The organism is Micromonospora chokoriensis (assembly GCF_900091505.1).
In the GTDB taxonomy this organism is placed as follows: Bacteria; Actinomycetota; Actinomycetes; order Mycobacteriales; family Micromonosporaceae; genus Micromonospora; species Micromonospora chokoriensis.
In genome coordinates, this window is record NZ_LT607409.1 from 4,665,126 (window position 1) to 4,679,986 (window position 14,861).

At 72.2% G+C, this 14,861-nt stretch carries 15 protein-coding genes; 12 read left to right on the forward strand and 3 right to left on the reverse strand.

From position 1 onward, the window contains the following. The first annotated feature begins 47 nt into the window (after positions 1 to 47). On the forward strand, positions 48 to 2,870 hold the full coding sequence (gene gcvP, locus GA0070612_RS21520) for an aminomethyl-transferring glycine dehydrogenase (RefSeq protein WP_088989560.1): 2,823 nt from the start codon (positions 48 to 50) through the stop codon (positions 2,868 to 2,870). Between the two features lie 133 nt (positions 2,871 to 3,003). Here gcvP and GA0070612_RS21525 read toward each other — a convergent pair whose 3' ends face one another. Next, the gene (locus GA0070612_RS21525; RefSeq protein ID WP_007460326.1) at positions 3,004 to 3,204 is read right to left on the reverse strand and encodes a DUF5999 family protein; all 201 of its coding nucleotides are present in this window, start codon (positions 3,202 to 3,204) and stop codon (positions 3,004 to 3,006) included. 123 nt (positions 3,205 to 3,327) lie between these two features. Here GA0070612_RS21525 and GA0070612_RS21530 point away from each other — a divergent pair, with 123 nt between their 5' ends. The 5 genes from GA0070612_RS21530 (at position 3,328) to GA0070612_RS21550 (ending at position 7,619) form a co-directional block, all read left to right on the forward strand. Beyond that, positions 3,328 to 4,635, forward strand: coding sequence for a chorismate-binding protein (locus tag GA0070612_RS21530; protein WP_408630509.1), 1,308 nt, complete (start codon positions 3,328 to 3,330; stop codon positions 4,633 to 4,635). A gap of 31 nt (positions 4,636 to 4,666) precedes the next feature. Beyond that, positions 4,667 to 5,176 carry a peptide deformylase gene (locus tag GA0070612_RS21535; protein ID WP_088989562.1) on the forward strand — a complete coding sequence of 170 codons (510 nt, stop codon included), beginning with the start codon at positions 4,667 to 4,669 and terminating at the stop codon, positions 5,174 to 5,176. A 201-nt stretch (positions 5,177 to 5,377) separates the two neighbouring features. Further along, entirely contained in the window at positions 5,378 to 5,716 is a 339-nt protein-coding gene (locus tag GA0070612_RS21540; RefSeq protein WP_088989563.1) for an ArsR/SmtB family transcription factor, read from the forward strand. 3 nt (positions 5,717 to 5,719) lie between these two features. Next, on the forward strand, positions 5,720 to 5,995 hold the full coding sequence (locus tag GA0070612_RS21545; protein WP_088989564.1) for a hypothetical protein: 276 nt from the start codon (positions 5,720 to 5,722) through the stop codon (positions 5,993 to 5,995). 28 nt (positions 5,996 to 6,023) lie between these two features. After that, a complete protein-coding gene (locus tag GA0070612_RS21550) occupies positions 6,024 to 7,619 on the forward strand; it encodes a serine hydrolase domain-containing protein (protein ID WP_088989565.1) in 1,596 nt (531 codons plus the stop codon). Between the two features lie 19 nt (positions 7,620 to 7,638). Here the strand turns inward: GA0070612_RS21550 and GA0070612_RS21555 are convergent, their stop codons facing one another. Further along, positions 7,639 to 8,412 carry a sulfite exporter TauE/SafE family protein gene (locus GA0070612_RS21555; RefSeq protein WP_088989566.1) on the reverse strand — a complete coding sequence of 258 codons (774 nt, stop codon included), beginning with the start codon at positions 8,410 to 8,412 and terminating at the stop codon, positions 7,639 to 7,641. A gap of 183 nt (positions 8,413 to 8,595) precedes the next feature. Here GA0070612_RS21555 and GA0070612_RS21560 point away from each other — a divergent pair, with 183 nt between their 5' ends. Together GA0070612_RS21560 and GA0070612_RS21565 are read left to right on the forward strand one after the other, a co-directional pair. After that, positions 8,596 to 9,375: an endonuclease/exonuclease/phosphatase family protein gene (locus GA0070612_RS21560; protein ID WP_088989567.1), complete on the forward strand. Its 780-nt coding sequence runs from the start codon at positions 8,596 to 8,598 to the stop codon at positions 9,373 to 9,375. A gap of 223 nt (positions 9,376 to 9,598) precedes the next feature. Continuing rightward, positions 9,599 to 9,859: a fasciclin domain-containing protein gene (locus GA0070612_RS21565; protein WP_088989568.1), complete on the forward strand. Its 261-nt coding sequence runs from the start codon at positions 9,599 to 9,601 to the stop codon at positions 9,857 to 9,859. Between the two features lie 7 nt (positions 9,860 to 9,866). Here GA0070612_RS21565 and GA0070612_RS21570 read toward each other — a convergent pair whose 3' ends face one another. After that, positions 9,867 to 10,868 (reverse strand): tyrosine-type recombinase/integrase, encoded by a 1,002-nt coding sequence (locus tag GA0070612_RS21570; RefSeq protein WP_088989569.1) that lies wholly within the window; start codon positions 10,866 to 10,868, stop codon positions 9,867 to 9,869. A gap of 153 nt (positions 10,869 to 11,021) precedes the next feature. Here GA0070612_RS21570 and GA0070612_RS32155 point away from each other — a divergent pair, with 153 nt between their 5' ends. From GA0070612_RS32155 to GA0070612_RS21590, 4 genes are all read left to right on the forward strand, one after another. Further along, positions 11,022 to 11,783 carry a hypothetical protein gene (locus GA0070612_RS32155; RefSeq protein WP_231924285.1) on the forward strand — a complete coding sequence of 254 codons (762 nt, stop codon included), beginning with the start codon at positions 11,022 to 11,024 and terminating at the stop codon, positions 11,781 to 11,783. Positions 11,784 to 12,194: 411 nt separating this feature from the next. Continuing rightward, positions 12,195 to 13,334 (forward strand): hypothetical protein, encoded by a 1,140-nt coding sequence (locus GA0070612_RS21580; RefSeq protein ID WP_157742561.1) that lies wholly within the window; start codon positions 12,195 to 12,197, stop codon positions 13,332 to 13,334. A gap of 199 nt (positions 13,335 to 13,533) precedes the next feature. Beyond that, complete coding sequence (locus tag GA0070612_RS21585) at positions 13,534 to 14,139, forward strand: response regulator transcription factor (RefSeq protein ID WP_231924286.1); 606 nt, start codon at positions 13,534 to 13,536, stop codon at positions 14,137 to 14,139. Positions 14,140 to 14,260: 121 nt separating this feature from the next. Continuing rightward, positions 14,261 to 14,845, forward strand: a complete 585-nt coding sequence (locus GA0070612_RS21590; RefSeq protein ID WP_088991662.1) for a response regulator transcription factor — start codon at positions 14,261 to 14,263, stop codon at positions 14,843 to 14,845. Positions 14,846 to 14,861: the final 16 nt, after the last annotated feature.

Sequence of the window (14,861 nt, forward strand, 5' to 3'; positions counted from 1 at the left end):
ACAGAGGGGGAGGCCGACATGTCGACCTCGCCCCGGGAGCGCCACCCATGACCGTAGAGCAGTTCGCCACCCGTCACATCGGTCCCGGCCCCGACGACGAGCGTCGGATGTTGGAGGTCGTCGGGCACGACTCGATCGACGAGCTGATGGACGCCGCGATCCCCGAGGTGATCCGCTGGCACGGCACCCTCGACCTGCCGGACCCGGCCACCGAGGCCGAGACGATCGCCGAGCTGCGGGCCCTGGCGGGCCGCAACACCGTGGCCGTCTCCATGATCGGTCTGGGGTACCACGGCACGCACACCCCTGCGGTGATCCGCCGCAACGTCCTGGAAGACCCGGCCTGGTACACGGCGTACACGCCGTACCAGCCGGAGATCAGCCAGGGCCGCCTGGAGGCGCTGCTGAACTTCCAGACGATGGTCACCGACCTGACCGGGTTGGCCACCGCGAACGCCTCGATGCTCGACGAGGGCACGGCGGCGGCGGAGGCGATGACCCTGGCCCGGCGGGCGTCCAAGACCAAGAGCCCGGTGTACGTCGTCGACGCCGACGCCCTGCCGCAGACCATCGCGGTCATCACCAGCCGGGCCGTGCCGCTCGGCATCGACGTGCGGGTCGTCGACGTCGAGCGCGACGAGTTGCCGGCGGAGTTCTTCGGTCTGCATCTGCAGTACCCGGGGGCGTCCGGGGCGGTCCGCGACCACGCGAGGCTCGTCGAGGCCGCGCACACCGTCGGTGCCCTCGTCACCGTCGCCGCTGACCTGCTGGCGTTGACGCTGCTGCGCGCGCCCGGGGAGATCGGGGCGGACATCGCCGCGGGCACCACCCAGCGTTTCGGCGTACCCATGGGATTCGGTGGGCCGCACGCCGGTTACCTGGCGGTGCGTTCGGGCCTGGAGCGGATGCTGCCCGGGCGTCTGGTCGGGGTGTCGCGCGACGCGGACGGCAACCCGGCCTACCGGTTGGCGTTGCAGACCCGCGAGCAGCACATCCGGCGGGAGAGGGCGACCAGCAACATCTGCACCGCGCAGGTGCTCCTCGCGGTGATGGCCGGCATGTACGCCGTCTACCACGGCCCGGACGGGTTGCGGGACATCGCGTCGCGTACCCACGAGATGGCGGCGCGGCTCGCGACCGGGCTGCGCGCCGGTGGCGTCAACGTCGCGGACGTCGCGTTCTTCGACACCGTCACCGCGATCGTGCCGGGACGGGCGGCGGCGGTCGTCGCGGCGGCGGCGAAGCGGGGTGTGAACCTGCGGCTGGTCGACGCCGACCGGGTGGGGATGTCCTGCGACGAGACGACCACCGACGCGCACCTGCGCGAGGTGTGGGCGGCGTTCGGGGTGCCCGCGTTCGTCGGTGACACCGACGCGGCCCTGCCGGCCGACCTGGCCCGGACGACCGACTTCCTGACCCACCCCGTGTTCCGCAGCCACCACTCGGAGACGGCGATGCTGCGCTACCTGCGGCGGCTGTCGGACTTCGACTACGCCCTGGACCGGGGCATGATCCCGCTCGGGTCGTGCACGATGAAGCTGAACGCGACCACCGAGATGGAGCCGGTCTCCTGGGCGGAGTTCGCGCACATCCACCCGTTCGCTCCCGACGACCAGACCGTCGGGTACCGGGAGATGATCGGCCAGCTGGAGTCGTGGCTGGCCGAGGTGACCGGGTACGACGCGGTCAGCGTGCAGCCCAACGCGGGGTCGCAGGGTGAGCTGGCCGGCCTGTTGGCGATCCGCTCCTACCACGCGTCGCGCGGCGACACGCACCGCGACGTGTGTCTGATCCCGTCGTCGGCGCACGGCACGAACGCCGCCAGCGCGGTGATGGCCGGCATGCGGGTCGTCGTGGTGGCCTGCGACGACGACGGCAACGTCGACCTGGTCGACCTGGACGCGAAGATCGACAAGCACCGGGACGCGCTCGCCGCGATCATGGTGACGTACCCGTCGACGCACGGGGTGTACGAGACGGGCATCGCGTCGCTGTGCGCGAAGGTCCACGACGCCGGCGGTCAGGTGTACGTCGACGGGGCGAACCTCAACGCCCTGGTCGGGTTCGCGAAGCCGGGCAGGTTCGGGGCGGACGTGTCGCACCTCAACCTGCACAAGACGTTCTGCATCCCGCACGGCGGTGGTGGCCCCGGCGTCGGGCCGGTGGCGGTCCGCGCGCACCTGGCGCCGTTTCTGCCCGGTGACCCGTCGGGCGCGCACGCGGACGCGACGCCGGCGATCTCGGCGGCGAAGTACGGGTCGGCGGGGATCCTGCCGATCCCGTGGGCGTACCTGCGGATGATGGGCGCCGAGGGGCTGACCCGGGCGACGGGTGTGGCGGTCCTCGCCGCGAACTACGTGGCGGCGCGCCTGCGCGGGCACTTCCCGGTGCTGTACGCCGGCAACAAGGGCCTGGTCGCGCACGAGTGCATCCTCGACCTGCGGCCGTTGACGAAGGCGACCGGGGTGACGGTGGACGACGTGGCGAAGCGGCTGATCGACTACGGCTTCCACGCGCCGACGATGTCGTTCCCCGTCGCGGGGACGCTGATGGTGGAGCCGACCGAGAGCGAGGACCTGGCCGAGCTGGACCGGTTCTGCGACGCGATGATCGCGATCCGCGCGGAGATCGACAAGGTCGGCTCGGGTGAGTGGCCGGCGGGGGATAACCCCCTGGCGAACGCGCCGCACACCGCGGCGATGGTTAGCGGTGACGAGTGGCCACACGCGTACCCGCGGTCGGCGGGCGCGTACCCGGCCGGGGTGGACCGGGCTGGGAAGTACTGGCCTCCGGTGCGGCGCATCGACGGCGCGTACGGCGACCGGAACCTGGTCTGCTCGTGCCCGTCGCCGGAGGCGTTCGAAGACTGAATCGGCGACGGGCGTGCCGGGGCGGGCGGTTGCGAGCCGCCCCGGCAGCCGCGGCGACCTGGGCGTGGCGTCCCTTACCGGGGGACCCGGGCCTGGGTCGAACGGCGGCTAGTCGGTGACGCTGAGTGGTCGGTCAGGCCACGAGGGCGTGGCGGGCGGGGCCGCGGTGCGGTGCGATGCTGCTGCCGTCGGGGAGCAGCTCGCCGGTGTCCTCGAAGACGATGACACCATTGCAGAGCAGGCTCCAGCCCTGCTCACGGAAGCACGCGAGGACTCGCGCGGCTTCCCGGTCGGTGGCTTCAGCGGAGGGGCAGGTCGGTTGGTGCTGGCACATCGGGTTCTCCGGACTGTGGGGGCACTGTGTCATGGTTCACATGACCAGTGACGCACAGTACCAAGCGAAAGTGTCCGGCATCGAGCAGGTGTCCGCCTGTCGCGCCGGAAATCCACTGAACGGATGAGGAAGGTCGAACCGTACGGCGTGGAAACGCTCCCACAGGTGTATGCGGCAGATCGCGGCCCAGCCGCACTGGCCGCGGATCGCGGCTTAGCTCCGTTGGTCACCGGCAGCGGCCCGGCGGCGTTGGCCGCCCACCGCGGCCCGACGGCGTCGATCGAGGTGCCCGGGGCCCCGGCCGCGTGTCGAGGCGCGCTCACCGAGCGCGCCCGCCTGCAGTGGCACCTGCGCGACGGAGGTGACCCCGCCACCCTCGCCGAGGAGTTCCTGGCCGCACACGGGCTCGCCCTGCACGACCTGAGCCGGCCCGCCACGGCCCACCAGCACGGCACCGGCGTCTGCGGGGCGGCGCTCTACCTGTCCGCCGCCGCCGGCGCGCACCTGGCCGGAGCGCCCACCACCGCGCCGGAGCCCGCGCCGACGCTGCCCGACCTCACCGTCGTCGTCTACGGCCACCACCCGACCCCGGCCGACCCGGCCGGGCCGCCCGCCTCGGCGTGGTGGCTCGGTGAGTGGACCGAGAGCTGGACCCGCCGCCAACACGCCGACGCCGTCACGAGCGTGCGCGCCGCGATCGGCCGCGGGGACGTCTACCAGACCAACCTCGTCGGGCACGCCGCCGCCCGCTACAGCGGCGACCCGCTGCCCGCGCTGCGCCGCCTCGGCGCGCTGCCCGGCGCCCGCTACGGCGGCGTGCTCACCGGCGACGGCTGGGCCATCGGCTGCGCCTCCCCGGAAACCCTCATCGAGGTCACCGACGGGCAGCTGATCACCCGACCCATCAAGGGCACCCGCCCGGCCACCGCCGCCGGCCGCGCCGAGCTGCTCGCCAGCGCGAAGGAACGCGCCGAACACGTCATGATCGTCGACCTGGAACGCAACGACCTCGCCCGCATCGCCCGTACCGGCACCGTGACCGTCGACGAGCTGTTCACCGTCCGCCGCTGGTGCGACCTGTGGCAGGCCGAGTCGACGGTACGGGCGGCCGCCGCCGACGGACTCGGCCTGGCCGACCTGCTGCGCGCCACCTGCCCCGGCGGCTCCGTCACCGGCGCGCCGAAACGCGCCGCCCTCACCCACATCAACGCCCTCGAACCGGTCGGCCGGGGCGCCAGCATGGGGGCGCTGGGCTGGGTCGCCCCCGGCCGCGTCGACCTCGGCCTGACCATCCGCACCGCCGCCGCCGACGGGCAGCGCCTGCACACCTGGGCCGGTGGCGGCATCACCTGGGACAGCGACCCCGCCGCCGAGGTCGCCGAGGCCGCCGCGAAGACCGCCCCGATCCGCGCCACCCTGGCCGGACGCTGAACCCGCCGCGACCGGCGATAAACTGCCGCCCATGACCATGCGGCCCATCCGGATCATCGGCGACCCCGTCCTGCGCACCGAATGTGAGCCGGTCACGACCTTCGACGCCGAGCTGCGTGCCCTCGTCACCGACCTGATGGACACCCTGCTCGGCGAGCCGGGGCGCGCCGGTGTCGCCGCACCGCAGATCGGCGTCAGCGCCCAGGTGTTCGTCTACGACGCCGACGGGCACCGCGGCCACCTGATCAACCCCACCCTCGAACTGTCCGACGACCTTCAGGACGACGAGGAGGGCTGCCTGTCCATTCCCGGGCTGTACTTCCCGACCGTGCGGGCCCTGCACGCCACCGCCCACGGCGTCGACCAGAACGGCGAGCCGTTGACGATCTCCGGCAGCGGGTTCCTCGCCCGCGCCCTGCAACACGAGACCGACCACCTGCTCGGCACCCTCTACGTCGACACGCTGCGCGGCGACGTCCGCCGGCGCGCCCTGCGCGAGATCCGCGCCGGCCGCTTCGACTCACCGAGCCGCCGCCGCTGATCTGCCAGCGCTGATCTGCCCCTGACGCGCCAGCCGGGCTCGGCTGGCGCGTCGTCTGCTGTCTGCGGTGCCGAATCAGCCTGTCGACTGCGCGTTTCCCAGCACCTCGTCGGGCGTTGACACCTCCGACCACCCCTGTCAGACTTTTGTGACGCCCGATGTCAGGGAAATCTGACAGGGGCGTCGAGGAGGGAATCCACGATGAGCGGCACCTTCCCGACAGGTGACGACCTGGTGTCCCTGCTGGCCGCGCTGGCCAGCCCGCACCGGCTGCGGATCCTCGCCGCCCTGGCACAGCAGCGCACGTACGTCAGCGAGCTGGCACGGCAGCTGCACATGAACCGACCACTGCTCTACATGCACCTGCAGAAACTCGAAGCGGCCGGCCTGATCACCGGCGAACTGGTGACAGCACCCGACGGCAGCTCGGTGAAGTACGTCCAGGCCGTGCCGTTCACGGTGCCCCTGGACCTCCACACGATCGTGCGGGCCGCGCAGAGCCTGACCGGCCCCGAGTCGGCCGCACCACAGAAGGAGTGAGCGATGACCCATCAGGTGGCGTTGGACGTGGCGCAGACCTCCACCATCGCCGTCACGGCGATCGTGCTGGCGGTGATCACCGTCGCCGGTCTCATCGGGACCGGCATCTACCGCGCCCGGTACGCCGCGGCCCGAGAGGAGGGCTACCGGGCACTGGCCGAACGCAGCGCCGACAGCGCCCGGAGCACCGCGAGCGAACTCAAGGGCGTCCGCGACGAACTCGGCGAGGTCCGGCAACGACTGGCCGCCCTGGAAAAGCTGCTCAGCCAGATCGGCTGACGAACGCACCCGGGGGAGGACCTTCGACGTGAACACAGTGACCCGACTGCTGACCCGGACCCGTCGCCTCGCCGGCGCAGCCGCCTGCCTGGCCCTGCTCGCCACGACGCCGACCCCGGTCGCCGCCAGCCCCGCGCCCGCCGACGACCTGGCCGCCGCCGAACGCTACCTGCGCGACTACATGCAGCGGACCCGGGCGCCCGGCCTGGCGTACGCGGTGATCCGCGGCGACGAGACCCTACGACACGGCGCCTGGGGCGTCGACGGCGACGGACAGCCGATGACCGTCCACACACCGTTCCTGCTCGGGTCCACGAGCAAGTCGTTCACCGCACTCGCGGTGACCCAACTGGTCGAGTCCGGCCGGGTCCACCTCGACACCCCGGCCTCCACGTACCTTCCGTGGCTGCGCCTGGGCGCCGCGGACACCGCCCGGACCGTCACCGTCCGCCAGTTGTTGACCCACACCAGCGGACTACCGCAGGTCTGGAGCACCGACCTGACCGACCGGTACGACAACCGCCCCGGCGCACTCACCCGGTCCGTGCGGGACCTCGCCACCGTGCGACCCATCGCGCCCGTCGGACAGACCTACGCGTACAGCGACGCCAACTACATGATCCTCGGCGCGCTCGTCGAGAGCGTCACCGGTGACACCTTCGGCGCTCACCTCCGCCGTCACGTGCTCGACCCGCTGCGGATGACACACTCCGCGGCCACCGCCGACGAGGCCCGTGCCATCGGCATCCCCGCCGGGCACCGGTACTACCTCGGCCGGCCGCAACGCTTCACCGCACCCTTCGACACCGCCGGAGTGCCCTACGGGTTCCTCGCCGCCAGCCTCGACGACCTGTCCCACTACGCCGTCGCGCAACTGGGCGGCGGGCGCTTCGGCGACACCCGGATCCTCAGCCCGCAGGGCACGGAACAGATGCACACCGGCACCGCGGACACCGGCCACGGCACCTACGGGTTCGGCTGGAAGAACAGCACCCTCGACGGCGTCGGCACCCGCATCGTATGGCACGCCGGCGCGACCCCCGACTACTTCACCCACCTCGTGCTGGCCCCCGACGCGAACCTCGCCGTGATCGTCATGACCAACATCTACGGCCTGCCGATGGACGCGCCACTGAGCGCCGGCGCGTTCAACGTGGCCCGCATCCTGCACGGTGGCACACCATCCACCGCCACCGAGGACCCGACCCACACCTGGGCGCTGGGCGGGCTGCTCACCGTCGCCGCAGCACTGCTCGTCATGCTCGGCTGGTCGGTGACGCGCGTCCTGCCTACCCGACGAACCCGCACCACCCTGCCGGCCCGTTCCCGTACCCGGACGATCGTCGCCACCGCCTGCTGGATCGCCGGATGCGCCGCCGTCGCCGCCACCGCGACGTGGCTCGTGCCGTCCTTCTGGAAGGGCGCCGACCTGGCCAAGCTCCAACTGTGGGCACCAGACGTCGGGCACGCCATCCGCACCGTGACCGTCCTGTCGACCGCGCTCGCGCTGACCCGACTCGGCATCACCGTGTACGACACGGTCCGCACCCGCCGACCCGGCGCGACCACCCCACCCGGCGCGCCGGCCGGACACACCGCGACCCAGCCGTGCGCGCCCCGGTGACCCCTGGGTCAGCGCACCCTCACCGGGCCACCCACTCGTCGTGGCCGAGCTTCACGACCAACGCCACCACGACCACCAGCAGCACCACCCGCACGAACCCCGACCCACGGCGCAACGCCATCCGCGCCCCCAGCACCGCGCCGGCGATGTTGCACACCGCCATCCCCGCACCCAACAGCCACCACACGTGCCCGGTCACCCCGAACACCACCAGCGCGCCCAGGTTCGTGCCCGCGTTGACGACCTTCGCCATCGCCGAACCGTGCACGAAGTCCGCGCCGACGAGCGCGGTGAACGCCAACACCAGGAACGTCCCCGTCCCCGGACCGATCAACCCGTCGTACAGGGCGATGCCCACCCCGGCCACCGCGACCACCACGCCCACCCGCACCGGGGTCCGCCTCGCCGGCACCGCCACCACCCCCATCCGGGGACGCACCAGCACGAACACCGCCACCGTCACCAGCACCACCAGCACGACCGGCCGGTACGCCGACGCCGGCACCGCCCCGGCCAACGCCGCGCCCACACCCGCGCTGAGCACCGCCAACCCCGCAGCCGGCCCCGCCACCCGCCAGTCCACCTTCGTCCGCCGCGCGTATGTCACCGCCGCCGTGGACGTACCGAAGATCGCCGCCAGCTTGTTCGTGCCCAACGCCGTCGCCACCGGCAACCCCGGGGCGGCCACCAACAACGCCGGCAACAGCAACAACCCACCACCACCGACCACGGCGTCGACCCACCCGGCCATCGCGGCGGCGGCCAGCAGCGTACTGAGCGTCACGGCGTCCATGGGCGGCAATTCTCCCCACCCGACCCGCCCCACCGGCCTGTCGAGTGGGAGAACTCACCGGTCAGCGGCCCCGCGCACGCCGCAACCACACCCCCAACGCGCCCACCGCCACGAACACCACCATCGAACACAGCAACACCTTCACCACCCGGCAACCATGCCACGGGCACGTAAGGTGCAGGAGTGCGCCTGGCCACCTTCAACATGCTGCACGGACGATCCCTCACCGACGGGCTCGTCGACCCCGACCGGCTCACCGCCGCCATCGGCACCCTCGACGCCGACGTGCTCGCCCTGCAGGAGGTCGACCGCGACCAACACCGCAGCGGCAACCTCGACCTCACCGCCATCGCCGCCCGCGCCCTGCACGCACCGCACCACCGCTTCGCCGCCGCCGTCGTCGGCACCCCCGGCGAACAGTTCCGCCCCCTGCGCCACGAGGACGACGGCCACGGTGAACCCTGCTACGGCATCGGGCTCATCAGCCGACACCCCGTCCGCAGCTGGCACGTCACCCGACTCAAACCCGCACCCGTCCGCTCACCGGTCTACGCCCCCGGCCCCCGCGGCGGCCTCATCCTGCTGCACGACGAACCCCGCGTCGTCATCGCCGCCGTCCTGGACACCCCACACGGCCCGCTCACCGTCGCCGCGACCCACCTGTCCTTCGTGCCCGGCTGGAACGCCCGCCAACTCCGACAGACCGTCCGCGCCCTGCGCGCGTTACCCGCCCCCCGCGTCCTGCTCGGCGACCTCAACCTGCCCGCCGGCGCCGCCCGACTCGTCTCCGGCTGGCACCCCCTGGGCCGCCGCCCCACCTACCCCGCCGGGCAACCCCGCGTCCAACTCGACCACATCCTCGCCGACCGGCACGCCCTCCAACAGCTCCCACCGGTACGCGCCGTCACCACCCCACCGTCCACCATCTCCGACCACCGCCCCCTGCTGGTCGACCTCGGCTGACGCCCTCGCCCCACCGGTCGCACCGCGCTCCCGACCCACATCAACTCGGGTTACCGGAAAACGCGCTGTCCACGCGGCGAGGACCCCCCGACCTCCCGCAACCCGAGTCGATCACACCTGACCGGGGCGCTCCAGCCGTGCCCGGGGGAGCACAGCCACCAATCCGCAAGATTCCCTCAAGATCATTGCATCGACGGATCTCGACGATCATGCTGATCGACGCGTGCGCCCACGATCACCTCGTCGGAGGCCACATGAGACGTCAGCGACCCACCCTCATCGCCGTCGCAACCCGCCACCGCACGCCGACACCCCCGACGGCACGGCCATCACCGTCACCCGCACCGGACCCACCGCCCGCCTCGGCGAGCGCGCCGACACCGTCTGCGCCGACTACCAGGCCACCAACGCCCGCATCCACCTCATCAACGCCGTCCTCGGCCCCCTGCCCGTCACCGCCGGCACCGGCCACCGCGCGCACTGACCGCCCCTCACTCCGACCGTGGCGGCAGCAGACCCGCCAACGCGCGGTTGGTCCGGTTGGCCCGCACCGCGTCCCGCTGCTGCCCAGCCGTCACCTCGATGTACGTCTGCGACGACGCCAACGACGCATGACCCAACAACCGCATGATCTCCGCCGCGCTCGCCCCGTCCTCGGCCAACCGCGTCGCGAACGTGTGCCGCAACGCGTGCAACCGCGCGCCCCGCGGCACCCGGTCACCGATGCCCGCCCGCCGATAACACGACTCCACCAGATACTGCAGCCCACCACGGCGCAACGGCTCACCCCGGCGATCCACCAGCAACGCCGAGTCCGGGCGTACCGACCGCGCACCGAACCGCCGCGCCCGACTGTCCAGGTAGTCCCTCAGCACCCGGTCCAGGTCCGCCTCGATCGGCACCACCCGGGGCCGCCCGCCCTTCCCGAGCACCTCGATCCGCCGCTCACCAGGCCGACCACCCAGCGAGCCGACCCGCAACGCCAGCAACTCCGACAGGCGCAACCCGGCGCAGAGCGCCACCGCCACCACGGCGACGTCGCGCTCCGGCCACGGGTCGCGCTGCCTGCCCTCGTCCCGCGCGACGGACGCGAGCAGCACCTCGGGGGTGTCCGCGCCCCGCAACGGCTTCGGCTGGGGGAGTAGCGCCCGGGGTCGACCGACTGCCGGCATCGGGTTACCCGCCACGACCCCATCGGCCACCAGGAACGTGAAGAAACTGTTCCAGGTGGACCACGCCCGGTGCACCGACGCGGGCGCCCGGGGCGCGGCGAACCGGGCGAAGGCCGCCCGCATCACCCTGGGGGAGAGGTCGGTGATCGACACGACGTCCAGGGGGAGGGGAGGGGCGGCGTCCTCGGCGACCAGGGCCGCCACCGCGAGCAGGTCCCGCCGGTACGCCGCCAGGGTGTGGGGGGAGGGCTTGCGGGTGGCGCGGGCGGTCAGGAACTCCTCGATCAACACCACGAGCGATTCGTCCTTTTTGTCATGCATAAGGGATATTATGCAGCATTTTCGGGTTCCCGGAAAGTGCCCTCAAGAGGGCCGACCAGGGGGAGTGGACGCTGCCCCTGCCCGGTGGAACCGCCCTGGCCGTCGTGCGTGACACCGCGCCGAGTGGGCTGAGAGGCACGTAACCTGCGCGGCATGGAACTGCCCGTCACCACCTGCCCACACTGCGGGCGACCCGGCACGGTCTTCGTCCATCAGGGGTTGGGCGAACCGACGGACCTGGTCTGCCCGGAAGGGCACCAGTGGCGGGCCGCCGGCCGTCCGGGCTGGGCTCCCTGCGCGTCGTCGGCCGCCCAGCCCGGACGCTACGGCGCGGACGGCATATCGACCTGGATAGAGCCCATGGACGTCGACAGGGACGGACGGACGTGGCGCATCGGCACCCCCGACGACGTCACCTGGCTCGCCGGGCAGACCACGCAGGGCTTCTCGGTCACCGCCGCGATCCCACCGGTGTTCGACGCCTACGCCACGTTCCATCCGCCGGAAGGTGTCGGGTTCGACGCCCACGAGCGCGCCGTGGTGGACGAGTTGGTGGCGTGCACCCCGGATCAGCCCTGGTGGCTGGGCTATCTCGACACCGGGGCCCACGACGTCGTCTTCCCGCACGCTCCGAGGATCTCCCTCTACTGGGACTACCCGTACGTGTTGGTCGAAGCCGGACCCGAGCAGGCCCTGACCTGGAGAACCGGCCACATGCGTGGTGACGGTCCGCTGCCGGATCTGTTCTTCCCGGCGGATCACTCCTGGCTCGTCTCCGCGTTGTGGGACGACACGTGGACGGACTTCGGCGGCAGCGCGGACATGGTGGCGCGTCTGCGGCGCAATCCGCTGGTCAACGCCCGCCCCGTCGGGCCGGACGAGGACGCCTGCCCGCCCGGACTGACCCGCGAATGACAACGGTGGGGGGACCGTCGGATAACGCTGCTTTACATAATGTGCATTATCGAATCAGTGCCGGGTGGTCCCGAGGTGCAGCGAGTGGGGCGTCCGGGGCGCCCCGTGCCTTGAGCCGGTCGGCCGGGCGGCCCGTCGGGCGCTCCCGACCGGATAGTCGTTGCTGCGGTGAACGCCGGCCGAGGGCCGAAATCGCGCCACCTCGTCAAGGCCCCCCGACGCCACAGGTTCGAGTGCGCGCGGAACCAAGCCGTTCTCCCGGCTCGGCAATGTGGACTGACCGCAGGCGCTTCGCTTGTCTGCGCGCGGACCACTGCGGCAGCGGACGGTGATCAAGAGGTCGCGGCGTGCGTTCCTGCGTTCACGTCGCTACGATGAGTCAGCAGTCCGAGGCGAAGGGATCGTGTCCGCGTGCATTGTCCCGTCAGTGGAACCGCGTCCACGCCCGCGCCGAGGCACAAAGCTCTGCTCTCCCCCGACCAGATCCGCACGCTCGCTCGGCGGTGGGCGTTGATCCTGGCCGCCGTCGGGGCTGGTGTCGTCGTGGCCTTCCTGCTGCAGGACCCGGCTGCCGCGCACGGCCGTCGCGACGGCTCCGGCGGCGAGCGTGGTCAGCAGGCCGGTGTCCTGGTCGAGCGGGTCGTCCGGTTAGGTCTGGGCGAGGCTCCCGAGCGGCGCCGCCAGCAGGTCACGGCCGTGGTCGACGGTCGTCCCGACGCGCCGACCCGCGCCAGCAGGGTCGTCTCCCCCGCCGATGTCCGCCCGCCGGTCGCGTCGCCGCGGCCTGACGCGCGGTCGTTCCGGTCGGCGCCGCTCCCCCGGGTCGACCAGGACGCGGTACGGCAGGCGAAGCGCCCGTCGGAGACCGCTGTTGGCGTGCGTCACCGCCCGGTGGGTACGTCCGGCAAGGCTCCGAACGGCGTTGACGTCGTCGGGGATCCCCGCGTGGCCGTGCTGCCGGTGGTGACCTCCACGGTGGGGCTGGTCGCCGATCGGTCGTCGCGTGTCGTACACGCTGTGCTCGGCCCGACGGTCGGGCCTGTCGTGGTCGTGCTCGACCGGGTCGTTGACGTCGCTCTCGGCGAGGTGGTCGTTGCGGCGTCTCCGCGGATACCCGCTCCGGCGCCGGTCCCGGCACCGGAGCGGCCGGCGCCGGGTGTCGCTCCCGTCGCGGTGTCCGACGCGGCGGGTCAGGCGGTGTCGGCGTCGCCGGTGCGACCGACGGTCGTTCCGGTGCGTGTGTTTGAGCCACCGGCGGCGGAGGTGTTCGCTGGCGGGGCGGTGAGCGCGGCGGCGTCGGCTGGGCGCGGTGCCGGGTGGTCGGGTCTGACGCCTGCCGGTGTGGGCGGTCGGGTGTGGCCGGTGGCGCCGGCCGGCCCGGTGGCGCCGGTCGATCAGGATGCCGTCGGTGCCGGTGACAGGTCGCCGCCGGGGCCGGGGTCGGGGTGTGCGGTGGCTCGGCCGTCGCCCACCTGCTCTGAGCGGGTCTTCGATGTGGTGCCACTCGTGGTGGCGGCGGGCTTCCCGTCGGTGAGTGCGCGGCCTGGGTGACGTGGGCTGGATCGGTCGTGGGGTGGGTCTGCTGCGGCAGGTCGACCTGTGGGCCGATCGGTGCCCGTGCCCGTCGGTAGGTGACGGCGGTGCGGGCCGATGCCTGTCCGTCTGTCGCGCGTGACCGGCCGTTTCCGAACCCTGTGGGTTGTCCGGGGTGGGTGGCTGTCTGACGCGCACCTGAGATCGGAGAGACGTGGTGATCCACGTTGTTGTCGCCGAGGAGATGGGTTTGCTGCGCGGGGCGCTGAGCGCCGCGCTGTCGGGTGAGGAGGACATGGAGGTTGTCGCTGACGTGGAGGGTGTCGGCGATGTGGTGAAGGTGGTGCGGCGGTACCGCCCGCAGGTGGTGGTGCTCGCGTTGACGCCGGATCTGCCTGATCCGGTGGAGGTGGTGACCCGCATTGGTGTGGAGGCGCCGGAGGTGGCGGTGTTGGCGATGAGTCCCCGTTGGAGTCCGGCGCTGGTGGAGGCGGCGTTGGCGGCCGGCGCGCGGGGTCTGGTCGGCAAGGACGGTTCGCTGCCGGAGTTGGTGCGGGCGATCCGTACGGTTGCCGCCGGGGAGCGGGCGCTCGATCCGAGTGCTGCGGCGGCGGTGTTGTGGCCGGCGGAGAGTCCGTTGACGCCGCGGGAGATGGACGTGCTGCGGATGGCTGCTGAGGGTCTTCCGCTGAAGGAGATCGCCGTTCGTCTGCATCTGGCGCATGGGACGGTGCGTAACCATCTGTCGGCGATCCTTGCCAAGACCGGTGCGCGTAACCGGTTGGAGGCGGTGTGGCGCGCGCGGTGTGACGGCTGGTTGTAGCCGTTGGTGGGGCGGGTTCGGTGGTGCGGCCGGGCCCGCTCCCCGCCGTGCGGAGGCGTCGGATGCGTGTTTGAATGCTGACGATGGGTGATCGTTGTGGGGGTGCACGGGAAGGTTCGTGATGATCCGTACCCTGCTCGCGTTGGACAGTGCCCTGGTGTTGGGTGCGTTGTCGTTCGTCCTTGCTGCCGAGGACGACATCCGGGTGGTGGCGGAGGTGGACCGGGGTGACGCGGTTCCCGGGGCGGTGCGGGATGGGCGTCCCGACGTGGTGGTCGCTGATCTGGATTTCGTCGAGGGTGTCGAGGCCGGCCGTCTCGGCGAGTGTCCGGTGCTGGTGTTGGCTCATCCGCGGCGGGCGGGGCGGTTGCGTGGGATGCGGTGTGGGACGCGGATGATCGGCATCCTGCGCAGCGATGTCGCTCCGCAGCGGGTGGTCGAGGGGATTCGTCTGCTGGCGCGGCGGGAGCCGGTGCTCGACGCGGATCTGGTGGTCGCGGCGCTGCACGCGGGTGGTCCGTTGACCGACCGGGAGACGGAGGTGCTGGCGTTGACCGCGGAGGGGGCGCCGGTGGCGGAGGTCGCGGTGTCGTTGGGGTTGAGCAGTGGGACGGTTCGTAACCATCTCGGTCGGATCGCCCGCAAGGTTGGCGCGCGTACGCGGGTGGAGGCGGTGCGGGTGGCGCGTGAGGCGGGTTGGATCTGAGCGGTGTGGGTGCTGG

Bases quoted from the DNA above. Each gene is read 5' to 3' on its own strand.
- GA0070612_RS21555 (WP_088989566.1), bottom strand. From the start codon at position 8,412: ATGGACGCCGTGACGCTCAGTACGCTGCTGGCCGCCGCCGCGATGGCC.
- GA0070612_RS21540 (WP_088989563.1), top strand. From the start codon at position 5,378: ATGAGCGGCACCTTCCCGACAGGTGACGACCTGGTGTCCCTGCTGGCC.
- gcvP (WP_088989560.1), top strand. From the start codon at position 48: ATGACCGTAGAGCAGTTCGCCACCCGTCACATCGGTCCCGGCCCCGAC.
- GA0070612_RS21525 (WP_007460326.1), bottom strand. From the start codon at position 3,204: ATGTGCCAGCACCAACCGACCTGCCCCTCCGCTGAAGCCACCGACCGG.
- GA0070612_RS32155 (WP_231924285.1), top strand. From the start codon at position 11,022: ATGGAACTGCCCGTCACCACCTGCCCACACTGCGGGCGACCCGGCACG.
- GA0070612_RS21570 (WP_088989569.1), bottom strand. From the start codon at position 10,868: ATGCATGACAAAAAGGACGAATCGCTCGTGGTGTTGATCGAGGAGTTC.
- GA0070612_RS21530 (WP_408630509.1), top strand. From the start codon at position 3,328: ATGAGGAAGGTCGAACCGTACGGCGTGGAAACGCTCCCACAGGTGTAT.
- GA0070612_RS21590 (WP_088991662.1), top strand. From the start codon at position 14,261: ATGATCCGTACCCTGCTCGCGTTGGACAGTGCCCTGGTGTTGGGTGCG.
- GA0070612_RS21545 (WP_088989564.1), top strand. From the start codon at position 5,720: ATGACCCATCAGGTGGCGTTGGACGTGGCGCAGACCTCCACCATCGCC.
- GA0070612_RS21535 (WP_088989562.1), top strand. From the start codon at position 4,667: ATGACCATGCGGCCCATCCGGATCATCGGCGACCCCGTCCTGCGCACC.